A 17,954-nucleotide genomic window follows, 5' to 3' on the forward strand; every position below is an offset into this window, starting at 1 on the left:
ATCCCTGCCCATTGTTGGGGAAATGCGTCGCGGGTGTAAACTAATAATGCCAAATCATAACAGGCGATCGCCTTTTCGAGATTCTCGGCTTTGTCTTCCCTGATTCTGTCTTTGTAAGCTATTGCTAAGTTATTTTGAGTCCCTGCCCATTGTTGGGGAAAATCGGCGCGGGTAAGAACTTCTAAAGCCAAATCATAACAGGCGATCGCCTTTTCTATATTCTCGGCTCTGTCTTCCCTGGTTCTGTTATAGTAAGCTGTTGCTAAATTATTTTGAGTCGTCGCCCAATCTTGGGGGGAAGTATACCGGTTAAAAATTTTCATTCCCAGTTTGAAGCCTGCAATGGCAATTTCTATATTACTGCTTTTGCTGCCCAGCGGAAATTGTTGAATCAAGGCACTGAAGTTGAGAATCTTAATAATAATATTTTGAGCTTCGCTGAACTTCACTTTTTCCAGAGTTTTAGTTGCCCACTTCCGCAAAACTCTGGCAAAATCATCATCGATTAGTTTTAGATTCTTTTCCAGGATAACGATTTGTTCTTCTCTAGAGGAGTTGAGGAGAGATTGGATGAGGGCGATTTGTTTTTTATTCTTCATTGCACAACCCATGTTTGGGATATTTTACATTGTTTGTCGGGGTAAGGCAAGTTCGGCAACGGATTTTGTAGCGGATGTAACGGATGGATTTGGGGGTGATTTACGGATTGATTGCGGGGTGATTGCGGAGGCCCCGGCGGTTGGAAACCGCGGCTACACAAACGATGTCCACCTCCGTGGACGAAGTATTTGGAGATGGAAAAATTACATCAAGGCCCCGGCGGTTGGAAACCGCGTCTACACAAACAATGTCCACCTCCGTGGACGAAGATCGTATTTGGAGATGGAAGATTATTGGATGAAATATTCAACCCGCGGAGGCGGGTTTTGTCTGTGTAGACGCGGTTTCAACCGCCGGGTTTCTGCTGCCCGATTTTTTCCTAATTACCCAACCCTTCAACTAACAAATTCCGAGCACTTTCCAACGCTGACTGCAACTTACTTGCATCGCGTCCCCCAGCTTGCGCCAAATTCGGCCGCCCGCCGCCTTTTCCGCCGCAAATTTGAGCAATTCCTCCGATAAACTTGCCAGCTTGCAATCCTTTCTTATTGACTTCAGGACTAAAAGCAGCCACCAAACTTACCTTATCGGGTTCAGGAATTGATGCCAAAACAACCGCAGCATTTCCTAACTTTTGCTGCAATCTTTCCGCCGCAGTTTTCAGCGCTTCTGCATCCACATCTCCTAACTCAGCTACAATGATTTTGAATTCGCCGACAGCCTCCGCCGCACTCAGCAACTGGTCGGATTTCGCGATCGCCAATTCCGACTTGACAGCAGCCAAATGTTTCTGAGTATCCTTCAACTCATTCTGCAAATTAGTAATCCGGTTGGGCAATTCTTCAGGCTTCGCCTTAAATCGATCGCCCAAATCACGCACCACCTTATCCCGCACGTTCAAATAGTCCAAAACAGCTTGACCGGAAACCGCTTCAATCCTGCGAGTTCCCGCCGCTACCCCCGCTTCGGAAACAATCTTAAACAGCCCGATTTCTGCGGTATTGCTGACGTGAGTTCCGCCGCACAATTCCATCGAAACGCCGGGAAAGTCGATCACCCGCACCACGTCGCCGTACTTCTCGCCAAACATCGCAGTTGCGCCTTTTTCCCTCGCTTGGGCGATCGGCATTTCTGCAACGACCGCAGCATGCGCTTCAGCAATCCAACTATTAACTAAATCCTCAATTTTCTGCAACTCTTCTGCTGTGACAGCGCGCGGAGAATTGAAATCAAATCGCAATCTCTCAGAAGATACCAGCGAACCAGCTTGCGAAATCGAATCATCGACAATTTTCCGCAAAGCTGATTGTAATAAGTGAGTTGCTGTGTGGTTTGCCTGAATTCGGCGGCGACCGCTATTGTCAATTTTCGCAGTAATACTATCGCCAACTTTCAGCGTTCCCCGTTCCACCAAGCCGAAATGCACGAAGAAATCCGATTCCTTCTTCACATCATCAACTCTCACCAACAAACCATCACCATTATCTCCGCTTTTCAAATAACCTTTATCCCCAATTTGTCCGCCGGATTCTGCATAAAACGGCGTTTGGTTCAAAACAACTTGTACCTCAGTGCCGGCGGCTGCTTCCTCGACAGATTTGCCGTCAACCAAGATAACTTCCACCTCAGCTAAACTCGACAATTGAGCATAACCGACAAACTCAGTTCCTTGGATTGTTTCAGCCAACTTATCCAAAGAACCCTGCACGGTTAAATCGATTGTTTGGCGAGCATCTTTAGCGCGAGTTTGCTGTTCCTTCATCGCCCTTTCAAATCCGTCCAAATCCACAGTTATTCCCTGTTCCTCAGCAATTTCTTGTGTCAGTTCTAAGGGGAAACCGTAGGTATCGTAAAGAGTGAAAGCATCTTGACCGCTGATTTGTGGGTTTGCTTGCTGTTTTGTGCGATCGACAATTTCCTCCAGCAGCTTCTCTCCGCGTTCCAAAGTCTTGAGAAACTGCGCTTCTTCCCTTGCCAATTCCGCCTTAATTTGACCTTCCCGCGATCGCACGTTCGGATAAGCAGCTTCCGAAAGGGCGATCGCACTTTCAGCCACCCGCACCGTAAATTCGCCCTGAATTCCAATCAGCCGCCCGTGGCGCACCACGCGGCGAATCAACCGGCGCAAAATGTAACCCCGACCAACATTCGACGCGCGAATTTCGTCCGCAATCATGTGCACCACAGCCCGAATGTGATCGCCAATTACTTTCAGCGAAACCTTGACTTTTTCATCGCTATTGTGGTAATCAATTCCAGCAATTTCCGCCGCCGATTGAACGATCGGAAAAATCAAATCTGTTTCGTAATTATTGGGGACTTTCTGGAGGATTTGCGCCATCCGTTCCAGTCCCATGCCAGTATCAATATTTTGATTTTGCAGCGGTGTTAAATTGCCCTCTGCATCTTTATTGTACTGCATGAAAACCAGGTTGTAGAATTCGATAAACCTGGTATCATCTTCGAGGTCAATATTGTCGCCTCTCTCTGGGTGAAAATCATAGTAAATCTCGGAACACGGGCCGCAGGGGCCAGTCGGGCCGGATTGCCAGAAATTGTCCTCTTCTCCCATGCGCTGAATGCGATCGCCCGGAATGCCAATTTCATCGCGCCAAATCGCAAAAGCTTCGTCATCTTCTCGGAAAACGCTAACAACCAAATTGGACGCTGGTAAACCGAAAACTTCCGTGGAAAGTTCCCACGCCCAGGCGATCGCCTGTTTCTTGAAATAATCCCCGAAACTGAAGTTACCCAACATTTCAAAAAACGTGTGGTGGCGGGCGGTGCGGCCGACGTTTTCGATGTCGTTGGTGCGGATGCACTTTTGAGAAGTCGTGGCGCGCGGTGATTCGGCGGTGCGCTGTCCGAGAAATATCGGCTTGAATTGTAGCATTCCGGCGATCGTCAGCAACACCGTCGGATCTTCGGGCACCAAAGAAGCACTCGGCAATATCTTATGTCCCCGCTGAGCATAAAAGTCGAGGAAGGTTTGGCGGATTTGGCTGCCACTGAGAAACTTAGGAGAAATAGACATGACAAGAACTGTTAAGTATGTAAAGATGTAGCAACAATAGAATTTATAGGACTTACGCACGGGTGTCCAGAAACCCGGTTTTTTAACCAAAATACTTGCTTAAAATCCTCAATTTCGGTAGAAAAACCCGGTTTCTTTGTTCGGAGTGCGTGAGTCCTAACTGACATCTATGTGGATATTCATATCATTATACTTAGTAATGTAAAGACCTATCAAGTTTTGCAAATAGTGCTTTACTCCTCCGAAAGGCCATGCTAACTTAATAATAGACACCAGGACAGGAAGAGAAAGGAGGTCGCTATATTTAGAAAGAAAGTTCGAGGATATAGACATGGTGTCTCCGGTCTAGATTCCCAGGCGCAGCAGAAATTAACCGAACACAACTTGGAATAGTGGCGAACTGCCGATCGAGCAGTCAAGCCAAACCGCAGTCGAGTCAGACTTATTGTGGTTGCGGATTAAAAGTAAAGCTGCACAAGTTGTAAACCCTAGTAAGTAACAGTTCTCAAACAGTTCTCAATCGGAAACAAATCTCGTTTGTTAGAAAAAACAAAACTCTCCTATTATTGGGTCTGATCGCTGTCGATCGGGCCCTACGCTTTTTTATAGGGCGATCGCAGGAGAACAGGCTTCGAGTGAGAGAGAGGGGCAGAGTTCGGCTGTAGAAGTGCTTTCTGCTCAAACGCTACATCCCTCGGAGCCGATCGGCGAGCGATCTGTGCAGCTTTTGAGTTATATATTATATATAATAGGACGTGGACGCCCGCCCCCGCCCGCTTTTTGCCGGGGATCAAGCGCTGTGGTATGAGGCACTGTCAAGATGCGATATCATTGAAGATGTCAGTACAAGACATTAAAATCTACCCCGCTGTGCTGTATAGCAGCAAAATCTACGCTTCTATGAGCTTGCTGCAAGCCAAGGATAGCAAATCGCCATTTTTGGTGACAAGACCAGGCTCAAAAATTTGAATCTCAGGATATTTAGAGTTAAGACTCTAAAAAATTCCATCCCCGACGCAGGGGTGAGAGTTCAAAAAATAAAAGCCCGCCCACTCAAAAAAGCTAGTGCCACCAACAACGGTAGTAAATCACTAGCACAGTTCTTAAACTCACAATCTCCGGAGATTATAGGTACAAGCATGGCCGAAATAACTAAAGAAGAAATGCGCGAACGGCTGGGAAATATCGACCAGATTCGCGATATAATTTTTGGAGCGCAGCTTAGAGAATACGATAATCGCTTCGATAAAATAGATTCCGACTTGTCGATGATGCAGCAAGATATGCAAGCTCGCATCGAACAAGTAAAAACAGTTCTTTCGGGAGAAATGAGGGCTGCAGTTGATTCGTTAGAAAAGAAAGTTAAATCGCTCACCTCAAACACCCAAGAAGAAAGCGCAGACATCCGTCAGCAAGTCGATCGTGTTAACCGAAAATTCTCCAGCAGCATTGAAGCCCTCGACGAGGCTATAGACAATCAAACCCGTTCGCTTCGCGACGAACTCTCCCAAAGCAGAGAGCGACTATCTGAAGAAACCCGCACTTTGAAAACACAGGTTTTTGAAGAGCTCGATCGTCGCTTTTCTATGCTCAGAGATGTTAAAGTTTCTAGAGACGACATGGCAGAAATTCTCTTTGAACTCGGCATGAGGCTCAAAGGAACAGAATTTGTGCCCGAACTTAAAGGCGTTGCTGATAATAAGTTAAATAACGAATTTCTGTTGCCGGAGCGCCACCATCACGGATAATAACGCATGGCTTTACCGAAAGAAAATCCGGCTGACGAAAATGAGTTAGAGGGTTTTGTTTCTCAACCTGACGAGTCTGCTGCCGATGCAGCAACCCAGCTAGAACCCTTGCTGAATCTTTTAGTCGATCTCAAAATTATTGCTGGTTCAAACCAGCAAAATGCAGAGCCCGAAGATGACAGCAGCGACGAAAAAAATCAAGCTGGGGCCCTCGGCGGGTTGATGGATTTGTTAGGTATTTCTGAGGAAGCGCCAGAGGAAGTTGCAGCGAGTGTACCCGAAACTGGATCTCGCCAACCGGAGTCTGGCGATTCCCCGCCTGTTGCAGACGAGTTCAAAAGTTTGCTATTCGCTACTCACAAACTCAACACTTCAGAACTGGAAAAAGGCTATTCCTCAGCTAAAACTATAGATGTTTCCGCGATCGCCCAGCCGGATTTGGAGGAGGAATCAAAGCCTGTCGAGGAATTGTCTAACTTGACAATGAAAGATTCTCTACCGGAAGTACAGGCTCAAGAATCCCAGAAGTTCGATCGGCATTTACAGGATGTTTCCGCTTCCGAAACCGAGTCAAAATCCTCGGAAATTCCCGATAATCCCATAGTTTCCACAGTATCAGGGCCACCAAAAACTGCATATTTAGATCCGGTGGTTGCTTCGCTTCAATCGATGCCAAACTTGGTAGAACAGCCGACACCGATATCGCAGCCAGGAGAAATATTAGGCCAAATTAAACAGGATTTAAATGAAGCCGACAGCGCTATGGAAAGGCTGCAAAATCTGATGTTTGGCTCGCAAATATCGGATATCGAGCAAGTGAAAAATCTGCTGGCAGAAAACGATTTGCCGGGGGTGCGTCACCTGATGGCAACAATCGACGATAAATTAGAAAAATTGGAGCACCAAATCTACGAGCCCCAAGAGTTGATTGAGTTGATGCTGCCTTGGATCGCAGAAATTCTCAGCCGCAAAATTGCCGATTCCAGAGAAGAAGTTGTCAAGGCGATCGTCCCAATTATTGACGAAGTGATTAGGGCAAAAACTCACGAAAACAAGTCGGCAATGAGTGCGGCAATAGCTGAGCTGCTTCCCGACGCACTTGCTCAACAAATAGTGAATTCGCCAGCGGATATTGCCAAGGCGATCGCCCCAGAAATCGGTCTGGCAATTAAAGAGCAAATTCGCCTCGACCAAGAGTCGATCGCCCAGGCGATCGCCCCCGAAATGGGCAAAGCGATTACAGCCCAAATAAAACTCGAACGCGACTCTATGGTGGATGCGCTCTATCCCGTAATTGGCAGTACAATTGCCCGATACATGGCAGAAGCTATCAAGACAATCAATGAAAAAGTGTCAAATGCCATCAGCGTTGAAGGATTCCAGAGAAAAATTCGCTCCAAAGTACAAGGAGTTTCCGAAGCTGAATTAATCCTCCAAGAATCAGTACCCTTCACCGTCCAAGCAGCATTCTTAATTCACAAAGCATCAGGCTTAATAATTTCTGAAGTTCAAAACTCAGAAAGCTACCAGTTAGAATCAGAAATGGTAGCAGGAATGCTCACAGCTATTCGCAGCTTTGTTAACGAGTGCATCGTGCAGCCGGGAGAATCTTCCGAACTAAATCAAATTGAATACGGCAACTCAAAAATTTTGCTAGAAGTAGCGGGATATTGCTACATAGCCGTAGTGATTAAAGGAGAACCGCCAAACTTGTTCATCCAAAAAATACGACAAACCGTTAGTAATCTCATCCTTAATTATGGTCAAGTAATTCACGAGTTTAACGGCGATCCGGGTACTATACCGGACTCGCTGCACCCGTGTATAAAAACTTTATTCGACCCGCTACAAACGGAAAAATCAACAAAACCCCCGATCGCCCTAGTGGGTATCGGTTTAGCCGCCCTGAGCTTAATCTTAGTACCTTGGGGAATTTATCAGTACCGTAGCAGCGTTGAGCGCCGCCTCGAAGCAAATGCCATTGCAGCTTTAGCATCCACTCCCGAATTAGCAGTTTACCGCTTAGATGTTGCAGTGGATGGCAAAACTTTAAAGCTAAGCGGTAAGTTGCCAAATCAAGAATTGCGAGTACAAGCAGAAAAAATAGCCGCATCAACTGCACCCAAATTGCAATTAGATAATAGAATTATAGCTGTAGATGTTCCCCCAGATCCAGTTTTGACGGCGGCTGAGGTGCAGCGGATTACCGCCGTTTTGAACCAGAGAGAGGGCGTTTCTATTTCTACGCGGTATGGCGATCGCAAACTTACAGTAGAGGGCCGAGTTAGAGACGGTGCAGACGCACAGAAAATAGCTCAGTCCCTGAAGCAAATTCCCGGTGTTCAGTCGGTCATCAGTACGATTAAATTAGAGCCGCTGAAGATTACAACCCGCATCTACTTCGAGCAAGGAACGACAAAATTAGACTTAACAGATGAAGAAATCATCGCCAGTGTCAAAAAATTCATGGATCAATATCCTCAAAAACAGATTAAGATAATTGGGCACAGCGATCGAAGTGGAGAACTTGCTACAAATCAACAGTTGTCGCTCAGGCGTGCCGCAGCAGTGCGAGATGCTTTAGTGCGACAAGGTGCTGACCCAAAGCGCCTCCAAACGGTTGGCATCCCCCATCCTCCTGCCGACGTGGAACCCAATCAACCGCGAATTTTAAGCAGATGCGTGCTATTTGAACCCCTAACTAAGACCATAAACACTAAATAATTATGTCAGTTACTATAGCTAAAAAAATGTGTATGATCGGCGATTTTGGCGTGGGCAAAACGAGCCTGATCCGCCGTTTTGTCGATCGGCAATTCAGCGACCAATACCTCTCCACCGTGGGAGTAAAAATTTCTCGCAAAAACGTAGAATTAGAAGGCGTAAAACAGCGGGAAAACGTGACTGCACAGTTGCTGATTTGGGACTTAGAAGGGCATACAAAATTCAAAGGAATAGCACCGACTTACTTGCAGGGAGCTAGCGGCGTTTTAATCGTTGCCGATGTCAGCCGCTCGGAAACAGTTGAGCGAATCTCCGAACACATTCAGCTTTTTTCTTCAGTCAATCCTAAAGGATCAATTATCGTCGCTTTGAACAAAGTAGACTTGATTGAGGAGGAAAAATTGGCGCTGCTAGTGGAACTGTCCCATTCGATAGGTCAAGACAAAGTAATAGCAGTGTGCACGACATCTGCTAAAACAGGCAAAGACGTTGACGAAATTTTCTACAAACTAGCTTACACAATGGTAGAACAAGTATGAACCCCCTGTTAAGAAAACTGTTAGGCCCGCGACAAACACAGTATTTTGTAGTTAATCACCATTTCATCATTCAGGCAACCTCCGCCGAAGTGCAGCATTATGCCGATACTCCGGGCGAGGCGATACCCGGTGCAGATGCGCGCCTAAGTTTTCCCGAACTGATTGGCATTGAAAATATCCTCATGTCTATCATTATGGGACGGTTGCCGGGTTTTGAAGTCAAAGGTATCGCTCGGTTTGCCGACCCGAACCGCCCTTTATACTTTGATATGTTGGCTATCAAATATGAAGAAGAACAAGAAGATGTGCCAAGTAAATTGCTAATTTTGATTGAAGATACCACCGAAAAGATGGTAATGAAGCAATCCTTGATTCAGAGGGCGAATGAAGCTAATCTTTTGGTTAGTGCCTTAGCAGCTTCTAAAGATTATATAGATAAAGTTATTCGTTCGATGGGCGATGCTTTGTTGGTGACAACAACATTAGGAACTATCAAAACAATCAATCAATCTGCACAATGGTTATTTGGGTATAGCGAAGCAGAATTGATCGGCAACCCCTTGTCTTTAATAGTAGTAGAAGAAACATTAATTTACCAAGCTCGCCACCGCTATATTTTGTCTCAAAAAGAGCTGCGTAGAGAACTAGAAATAGTCTGCACTACAAAAGCAGGAGAAGAAATTTGGGTAGAATTTTCCTGTTCGGCAATTCAGACAGAATTAGAGGGACTTTACGATTTCATTTATATAGGTAGGGACATCACAGAACGCAAACAACAAGAAATAGAAATTCGTCGCTCTTTAGCAAAAGAGCAAGAACTCAGACAGGTAAAATCTCGTTTTTTCTCGATGATTGCTCACGAATTCGGCAATCCTTTAAGTACAGTATTATTTGCTACTAAAATCCTCCAAGACTACGGCGACGATATCACCCACGCGGAAAAACAACAATACCTGCAACACGTTAAATCAGCATCTCAACAGATGGCTCAGCTATTAGATGACGTGCGGTTGCTAAGCAGCGCCGAAGCAGGAAAACTCGAATTTTATCCCGCACCAGTTGACTTAAAAAAATTTTGCAGCGAGTTAGTAGAATCAATTAAAATTAGTTCTGGGAAAAATCATACAATTAACTTTATTTATCAAGAATTAGTTACGCCCGCGAAACAAAATGATACCGACTCGCAGGAAACGCAACAGTGGCCCGCACTAGATCCAAAATTGCTGCGGCACATCTTGACAAATTTGCTGTCAAATGCTGTCAAATATTCGCCCCTCGATAGCCATATTTATTTTGAATTAAATTGTCACAATAATGAAGAAGCTACATTTAAAATTAAAGACGCAGGTATTGGCATTCCTCTCGAAGACCAAGAACAACTCTTTGAATCTTATTATCGAGCCAAAAATGTCGGAAAAATACCCGGTACAGGACTGGGTTTATCCATAGTCAAGCAGTGTGTAGACTTGCACGGAGGTCAAATCGAATTTTCCAGTGAGATAGGGCTAGGCACTACCTTTATAGTCAGAATTCCATTTGAGAAACAGAGATAAATAAATTAATTTTATATAATTAGATCCAGAGGGCGCCTTCAATACTAAAAACCTCACATGAAAACCTTGTTAAAAAAACTGTTAGTTCCCCACAACTTGGAGTACCTAGCACTGGATAAAAACTTTTTAATCCAAGAAATCTCTCTGAAAGTGCAGCGGTTTGCCGACTGTCCCGAGGAAGTAGTCGCCGGCAACGATGTCCGCATTCCCTTTCCCGAATTAGTGGGAACTGAAGAAATTTTAATCGATATTTTTGATAAACGTTTGCCAAATTTTGAATTAAAAGCGATGACGCGACTATTAGAAAATGGTTCGCGGCTTTATTTTGATATGTATATAGTCGAGTTCACCAATGACGAGAATTATCAGAGATTAATTATATTTTTTCAAGACGTAAGCGACAGGATGGCTTTAGAACAAACTCTAGTGCAAGCTACCAATGAAATGGATATTTTATTGAGTACCTTAGCGGCTACTAATAATTATGTTGAAAAAATTATTACTTCAATGGCCGAAGTTTTGTTGGTAACAACAGCCTCGGGAAAAATTAAAAAAGTCAATCAAGCCGCTCAAGATTTGTTCAGTTACAGCGAATCAGAATTAGTAGGCCAGCAAATAGACGCTCTTGCGGCTTTTGGCTCCTCTTTGCAAGCACTCAGCCATGAGCCTCAACACTTGCAAACTAACACCGAAGTAATTTGCACGGCAAAAACCGGAGAAAAGCTAACAGTTTCGTTTTCCTGTACGGCGATTTCGACTGACATTAAAGGTTTTTCTGGCTCTGGGCCCGCCCTTCAAGATTTCGTGTACATTGGCCGCGATGTCACAGATAGACAGCGCGCCCGCAAGCGACAAATAACTCAGTACGTCACCACTCGCATCCTGTCGGCATCCGAAACAATCAAAAAAGCTATAGCAGCTATTCTCCCCGTAATTTGTGACAGCTTGGGATGGGATACTGCCGAACTTTGGATGCCCGAATCTGGGGAAAAACTGCTGTCAGAAACTAAGAGAATAACTGCGGTTTCCGACCCCAATTTGCTTCGCTGCGTCGCCAGTTGGACAAAACGCTCAGTTTCTATCCCCAAATTTGCCGAATTTACCGAACAAATGACTTGTGCGTTTGGCGAAGGATTACCCGGTTTCGTTTGGGCTAGCGGTTCCTCTCAGTGGATTGCCGATGTCGCAAAAAGCGACAGTTGTATGCGCCGCGAAATCGCTGCTGAAGAAGGGCTGCACGGAGCTTTTGGTTTTCCAATTGTGGGCGACTACGACCCGGACAATTCTGCAAAGTCTGTGTTGGGGGTGATGATTTTATTCAGCCGCGAAGTGCAGTGTTTTGATGAAGAATTGCTCCAGATAATGGCAACCATCGGCAGCCAACTGGGTCAATTTATCAAGCGTAAGCAAGCGGAAATAGCTTTGCGGGAAAGCGAAGAACAACTGCGAGACTTATTTGAAAATGCTACTGATTTAATTCAAAGTATTGGAGCCGACGGCCATTTTTTGTATGTAAATCGGGCTTGGCGGGAAACTCTGGGCTACACCGAAGCAGAAATTGCTCAAATGACCGTTTTTGATATCATTCATCCGAACAGTTCGCCAGAGTCTCTGGATATATTGTATCAAGCTATTACCCAACAGACGGTAAATGAAAATACATTATATCCAGACTCTATTGAACTAACATTTATTACTAAATATCAGGAAAAAATTTTGCTAGAAGGCAGCATAAGCTGTAAATTTGCGGTAGGTTCGCTAGTAGCGATTCGCGCTATTTTGCGAGACATTACTGCTCGAAAAATGGCCGAAGACGCCCTAGCAAAATCTGTGTCCCTGCTGCTAGCAACTTTTGATTCTACTGCGGACGGTATTTTAGCGATTGACAGAAGCGGAAAAATCGTCACTTTCAATCGACAATTTGTGGAAATGTGGGGCATACCTAATGAAGTGATGGCACTGCGAGACGAGGCCACAACGATCGCCTTTGTGCTGAACCAACTTAAAGAACCCCAAGCATTTCAAGAAAGAATACAATCGCTTTACGAGCAGCCAGAAGCCGAAAGTTACGACTTGTTGGAATTTCAAGACGGCAGATTTTTTGAACGCTTTTCGCAACCGCAGCGGCTGGGGAATACAATTATCGGCAGAGTGTGGAGTTACCACGACATTACGGAACGCAAACAAGCAGAAGATGCCCTGCGGGAAGAACAAGAAAAATCAGAAAAGCTGCTGTTAAATATCTTGCCCAAAGCAATAGCAGAACGCCTCAAGCAAAACGAAACTACTATTGCCGAATACTTTCCGGAAGTGACTGTTTTGTTCGCCGACATTGTGGGGTTTACTGCTTTATCTGCCGTCATGAATCCGATCGAACTCGTGGATCTCCTAAATAAGATTTTCTCAGGATTCGACCTTTTGTGCGAACGGCACGGTTTAGAGAAAATCAAGACCATCGGCGACGCATACATGGCAGTAGGAGGGCTGCCTGAACCCAGGGCAGATCACGCAGATGCGATCGCCAAAATTGCCCTAGATATGCAAGCAGAAATAGCCAGATTTAATGCTAAGAATAATAAATATTTTAGCATCCGCATCGGCATTCACAGCGGCGCGGTTGTTGCCGGAGTAATTGGTATAAAGAAGTTTATTTATGATTTATGGGGCGACACGGTAAATATTGCTTCCCGCATGGAATCTCAGGGTTTGCCTTGGCGGATTCAAGTGAGCGAAACTACTTATAAGTTGTTGGAAAATAAATATTTATTTCAGGAGCGAGGAATGATTGAAGTTAAAGGCAAAGGGGTAATGAAAACTTATATTCTCATTGGTCGAAAATCAGGCAGCTCATCAGTCATCAGTCATCTGGCTGATGACTAAAAGTATTGCTAAAGTTAATTAGCAATATTTTTTTACCAAGACTAATGGAACTTGCTAATTTGTCGGCAAATTTACGATCGCCCGACGAAGCTGTCGATCGCCACCCTGTGACGGTTGCGCCCTCAACTTCGCTCGCAGAGGCGATCGCCCTGATGCGTCGGGCGAGCAACCCTTGCCCACTGCCTAATTCACCTGCACTTCCCGACTCAAACGAAACTGTACAAGCATCGATTAGTTGCGTCTTAGTTGTCGATGAAAATCAGCTAGTCGGACTGCTAAGCCCGGAAGATGTGCTGAACTTAGCCGCCGCCGAATACGGATGGCAAGGCATGAAAGTTGCCGAGGCAATGACGCGGAATTTAATTGTCTTACAAGAATCAGAATTTACAGATCTTAATACCGCATTCAAGCTATTTTGTCAATACTCGATCGATTGCTTGCCAATTGTAGATGAACGGGGTCAGCCAGTAGGTATAGTCAGCGAAAAAAGGATTCGCCCAGCAATGTATAGCTGGATCGAGGCACTGCATCAAGAAGTGGCAAAACTCCAGGAACAATGCGAACTGTTAGAGGGCAATTGTGAACTAGAAAAAGCCAGCGATCGCCAAAATGCCGAAAATGCCATGCGGCAGAGCGAGGCGCGCTACCTGGCGATTGTGGAAGACCAAACCGAACTGATTTGCCGCTACCTCCCCAACGGTAAAATAACTTTTGTCAATCAAGCTTACTGCCGTTATTTCGGCCTGCAGCCGTTCGACTTACTCGGCCAATGCTTCATGTCGCTGCTGCCAGAAGCAGACCGAGAAATTTTTCAACAGCAATATACTTCTGTGTCTCCCGACAACCCTATTTTTACCTGCGAGCACCAAGTAATTTTGCCGAGCGGGGAAATTCGCTGGCACCAGTGGATCGATCGGGCGATATTCGACGAGAGCGGACAAATCGTCGAGTATCAAGCTGCTGGCCGGGATGTCACGGATCGCAAACAAGCAGAAATCGCTTTGCAGCAGCTCAATGCAGAGTTAGAACTGCGAGTGCAGCAGCGGACACAATGGTACGAAATGGCAGTATCGGCCGGCAAAGTGGGGGTTTGGGACTGGAATTTGGAAACCGATGAAATCTACATTGCTCCGTCTTTGAAAGCTTTGTTGGGCTATCAAGACACAGAGATTTCTAATCGCATGGAAAATTGGGTGTCTCACGTTCATCCCGACGATCGAGTTGCAGTCGCCGAAGCAGTAAATGCTTATCTAGAGGGTGTGACAGAAATTTATGAAGTAGAACACCGGATGCTGCGTAAAGACGGCAGCACCTGCTGGATACTTGCCCGCGGCAGTGCGATTCGATCGGCTTCTGGCAAGGCCTTCCGCCTGACTGGCACTGACACCGACATTACCGATCGCAAATTGACCGAAGAAAAACTCCAAAACTCCGAAGCTGAACTGCTGGCACTGTTTAACGCCATGACCGATATCGTCCTGGTTTTCGACGCAAGCGGCCGCTACCTCAAAATCGCCCCCACGGCTCCCGAACTGCTGTACAAACCTGCTCCTGAAGTGCTGGGCAAAACCGTCGCCGAAATCTTCCCAGAAGCGGAAGCTAATTTTGCCCTGACCCACATTCGCCAAACATTGGCATCTGGCCAAACCCACAGAATTGAATACAGGATGGAAATTGGCTGCAATTTATTCTGGTTTGATGCCAGTATTTCGCCCCTGGATTGTGATCGGGTGATGTGGGTCGCCCGAGACATTACCGCTCGCAAACAGGCAGAAGCTGCACTGCAAAAGAGCGAGGAAAAGTTTCGCAACTTATTTGACGATGCTCCGATCGCGCTTGGTTTGGCAAGCCTGCGCGACTTCCGCACGATCAAAGTGAATGGAGCTCACCGCCAGATGTTGGGCTACAGCGATTCTGAGTTGGCTAGCATGACTTTTACTGAACTCACGCATCCAGAAGATTTACAAGCAGATGTAGAGGAAGTCAAGCAGTTGATCTGTGGCAAGATTTCTCGCTTCCAAAGGGAAAAACGCTTGATTAAGAAGAATGGCGAGCTGATGTGGGCAAACTTGACGGTGACGCTGATCCGCGATCGCGAGGGCATTCCTCTCTACAGCATGGGGGCGATCGAAGATATCAGTTATCGTAAGCGAGCAGAAATGGAATTTCAGCAGTTAAAAGAACGCCTGCAATTTTTACTGGGTTCTAATCCGGCGGTAATTTTTACAGCCGCACCGATGGAGGACTTTTGTACTACTTACATCAGCGACAACGTTCAGACAATCTTTGGCTACAAACCCCAACAATTGTTAGCAGATTGTAAATTTTGGTCTAGCAGGATTCACCCTGAAGATCGACCACAATTTATAGTAAATTTTTCGGATTTATCCGAAGAAAAAAATTGCATTTGCGAGTATCGTTTTCTACACCAAGACGGAATTTACCGTTGGCTAAGGACGGAACTAAAACTATTGGTTGACAGCAGGGGCATTCCGATCGAAATTATTGGTTATGCCGCTGATATCAGCAATTCTAAATACGCCGAACTCGCAAGGGGGCAGCAGTTCGAGCAAGAACGCCTTGTGGAGGCGATCGCCCGTCGTGTCCGCCAGTCTTTGCAGTTAGAGGAAATTCTCAACACCACGGTTGCCGAACTCCAGCAAGTATTATTAGCCGATCGAGTTTTGGTTTATCAACTTTTACCCAAAAGCGGCGGGCGAGTAATTGCTGAAGCCGTGGCAGAAGGATGCAGCAAACTCGTAGATAGATGTTTTGGCGAAGAGGTTTTTCCGACTGACAGTTATCAGCTTTATTTGCAAGGGCGAATTTGTGCAATTTCCGAATTAGACTCTCCTAGCATTACACCTTGTGTGATGGAGTTTATGAAACAAATTCAAGTGAGGGCAAAGTTAGTAGTGCCGATTATTCAGCACAGCCAACTTTGGGGATTGCTGATAGCCCACCAATGTGAGGGTTCTCGTGATTGGCAAGAATCGGAAATCAATTTATTTCAGCAGTTGGTGAATCAATTGGCGATCGCCATTCAGCAATCTCTACTTTACCAGCAACTGCAAGCTGAACTGAGCGACCGCAAACAAGCAGAAGCAAATTTGAAAAACTCCCTCAGAGAAAAAGAAATTTTGCTCAAAGAAATTCACCACCGCGTCAAAAACAACCTCTGCGTAGTTGCCAGTCTGTTAGAATTGCAATCAAACACAGTTGCCGACACGCAAGTAAGCAAAATGTTTGAAGAAAGTCAGAATCGCCTTTATTCTATGGCTCTGATTCACGAAAAACTGTACCGATCGACTAACCTAGCCCAAATTAATTTTGGCGAATATCTCGAAGATTTGGTAAGTAATTTGTTTCACTCTTACAATATTAGCAACAACCAAATTCAGTTGCAGGTATTAGCTGAGCCAATTTCCCTAAATCTTGAAACTGCTACTCCCTGCGGTTTAATTGCCAATGAATTGGTTTCAAATACCCTGAAACACGCTTTTCCTAATGGCACAACTGGTACAGTTAGTGTAGAATGCTATCAAACTGGAGAGCAAGAAATCAACCTCTTAGTTAAGGACAACGGCATTGGCTTTCCTCAAAACTTAGATTTTCGGAAGACTCATTCGATGGGGTTTCAAGTTGTCTGTACTTTAACCGAGCAGTTAGAAGGAACTATCGAAATATCCCGAGAAGTTGGTACATCTTTTCACTTAAAATTTAACGAGTTAAACTACTTTCAAAGATTGTAACAATATGAGCGTGGTCGAAAAACCCATTCAGATTTTGATTGTCGAAGACGAACTGTTAATTGCTAAAAATTTATCCCCTAAATTAGAAAAATTGGGATATCAAGTCGCCGATATCGTTTCTTCTGGAGCGGATGCCATCCAGCGCGCCCGCGAACTAAGACCAGATTTAATTTTAATGGACATAGTTATCAAAGGCGACATTGACGGCATAGAAACAGCAGCAATAATTAATCAAGAATTAGATATACCAATTATCTATACAACTGCCTATGCTGACGACGAAACTTTGCAGCGAGCCGAAAATACGGGTTCTTACGGCTACCTGCTCAAACCTTTTAAAGAAAGAGAAATGCACGCCACTATCAAGATAGCACTGAGCAAACATCAAGAAGCAGTTATCCTGAAAAAAATAATGGCCTTGGCAGCAGAAAAAAGCGAAAACAGATCGCGGTTTATTTCGATGGCTTACCACGATTTAAATACTCCTTTAACTACTATACAGTTATCGGCTGAAATGCTAGAAGATAGCGACTGGCCTAGAACCCCCGGAACGAAGAATAAAAATGTTGATCGCATTAAAAAAGCAGTCAGTAATATGAGTGGGTTGCTGGAAGATATTTTAATGCTTAGCAAAGCAGAAGCAGGGAAAATTTCCTTAAATTTAAATCCGATTAATGCCACGGATTTATGCAATTCTATTTTAGAAGAGCTGCAACCTATTGTCACCGACAAACACCTAGTACATTTCCGCAGTCACACAAATCCGCTGCACGCCAATCTTGATGCCAAACTACTGCACCACCTTCTGACTAATTTGCTTTCAAACGCTATTAAATATTCTCCAAACGGCGGCAAGGTAAGTTTAGACTTAAGCTGCGAAAACCAACAAATAATTTTGTGCGTTCGAGATGAGGGAATTGGGATGACACCGGAATATCAAGGAAAACTATTTCAGCAGTTTGAACGGGGTGCTAATGTAGGCAATATTAAAGGATCGGGTTTGGGACTCTGCATTGTCAAACACATAGTTGACCTGCACGGCGGTACAATAAGTGTGGAAAGTGTGATCGACAAAGGTACTACATTTATTGTTGCGCTGCCTTTTTTAGTTAGTAGTCAGTAGT

At 45.0% G+C, this 17,954-nt stretch carries 9 protein-coding genes; 7 read left to right on the forward strand and 2 right to left on the reverse strand.

Annotation, left to right across the window (positions count from 1 at the left end):
- Positions 1–599 (reverse strand): tetratricopeptide repeat protein (locus QUA42_RS04095; RefSeq protein ID WP_333135331.1); only part of this gene is annotated, 599 nt, incomplete at its 3' end.
- A gap of 380 nt (positions 600–979) precedes the next feature.
- Positions 980–3,634 carry an alanine--tRNA ligase gene (alaS, locus tag QUA42_RS04100; protein ID WP_333135333.1) on the reverse strand — a complete coding sequence of 885 codons (2,655 nt, stop codon included), beginning with the start codon at positions 3,632–3,634 and terminating at the stop codon, positions 980–982.
- A gap of 1,139 nt (positions 3,635–4,773) precedes the next feature.
- On the opposite strand from alaS, the gene QUA42_RS04105 reads away from it, so the two are divergent.
- Genes QUA42_RS04105 through QUA42_RS04135 form a run of 7 tightly spaced genes read left to right on the forward strand, consistent with a single transcriptional unit; the run spans position 4,774 to position 17,953 of the window.
- The gene (locus QUA42_RS04105) at positions 4,774–5,382 is read left to right on the forward strand and encodes a hypothetical protein (RefSeq protein WP_333135335.1); all 609 of its coding nucleotides are present in this window, start codon (positions 4,774–4,776) and stop codon (positions 5,380–5,382) included.
- A 6-nt stretch (positions 5,383–5,388) separates the two neighbouring features.
- Complete coding sequence (locus QUA42_RS04110) at positions 5,389–8,106, forward strand: OmpA family protein (RefSeq protein ID WP_333135337.1); 2,718 nt, start codon at positions 5,389–5,391, stop codon at positions 8,104–8,106.
- Positions 8,107–8,108: 2 nt separating this feature from the next.
- Positions 8,109–8,645, forward strand: a complete 537-nt coding sequence (locus tag QUA42_RS04115) for a Rab family GTPase (RefSeq protein WP_333135339.1) — start codon at positions 8,109–8,111, stop codon at positions 8,643–8,645.
- Entirely contained in the window at positions 8,642–10,198 is a 1,557-nt protein-coding gene (locus tag QUA42_RS04120) for a PAS domain-containing sensor histidine kinase (protein ID WP_333135341.1), read from the forward strand. The genes QUA42_RS04115 and QUA42_RS04120 overlap by 4 nt, the downstream gene beginning before the upstream one ends.
- Positions 10,199–10,255: 57 nt before the next feature.
- Positions 10,256–13,078: an adenylate/guanylate cyclase domain-containing protein gene (locus tag QUA42_RS04125; RefSeq protein WP_333135343.1), complete on the forward strand. Its 2,823-nt coding sequence runs from the start codon at positions 10,256–10,258 to the stop codon at positions 13,076–13,078.
- A gap of 44 nt (positions 13,079–13,122) precedes the next feature.
- Complete coding sequence (locus QUA42_RS04130; protein WP_333135345.1) at positions 13,123–16,830, forward strand: PAS domain S-box protein; 3,708 nt, start codon at positions 13,123–13,125, stop codon at positions 16,828–16,830.
- A 4-nt stretch (positions 16,831–16,834) separates the two neighbouring features.
- Positions 16,835–17,953, forward strand: a complete 1,119-nt coding sequence (locus tag QUA42_RS04135; RefSeq protein ID WP_333135347.1) for an ATP-binding protein — start codon at positions 16,835–16,837, stop codon at positions 17,951–17,953.
- Position 17,954 lies beyond the last annotated feature (1 nt).

The organism is Microcoleus sp. Pol11C2 (genome assembly GCF_036701505.1).
Taxonomy (GTDB): domain Bacteria; phylum Cyanobacteriota; class Cyanobacteriia; order Cyanobacteriales; family Microcoleaceae; genus Microcoleus.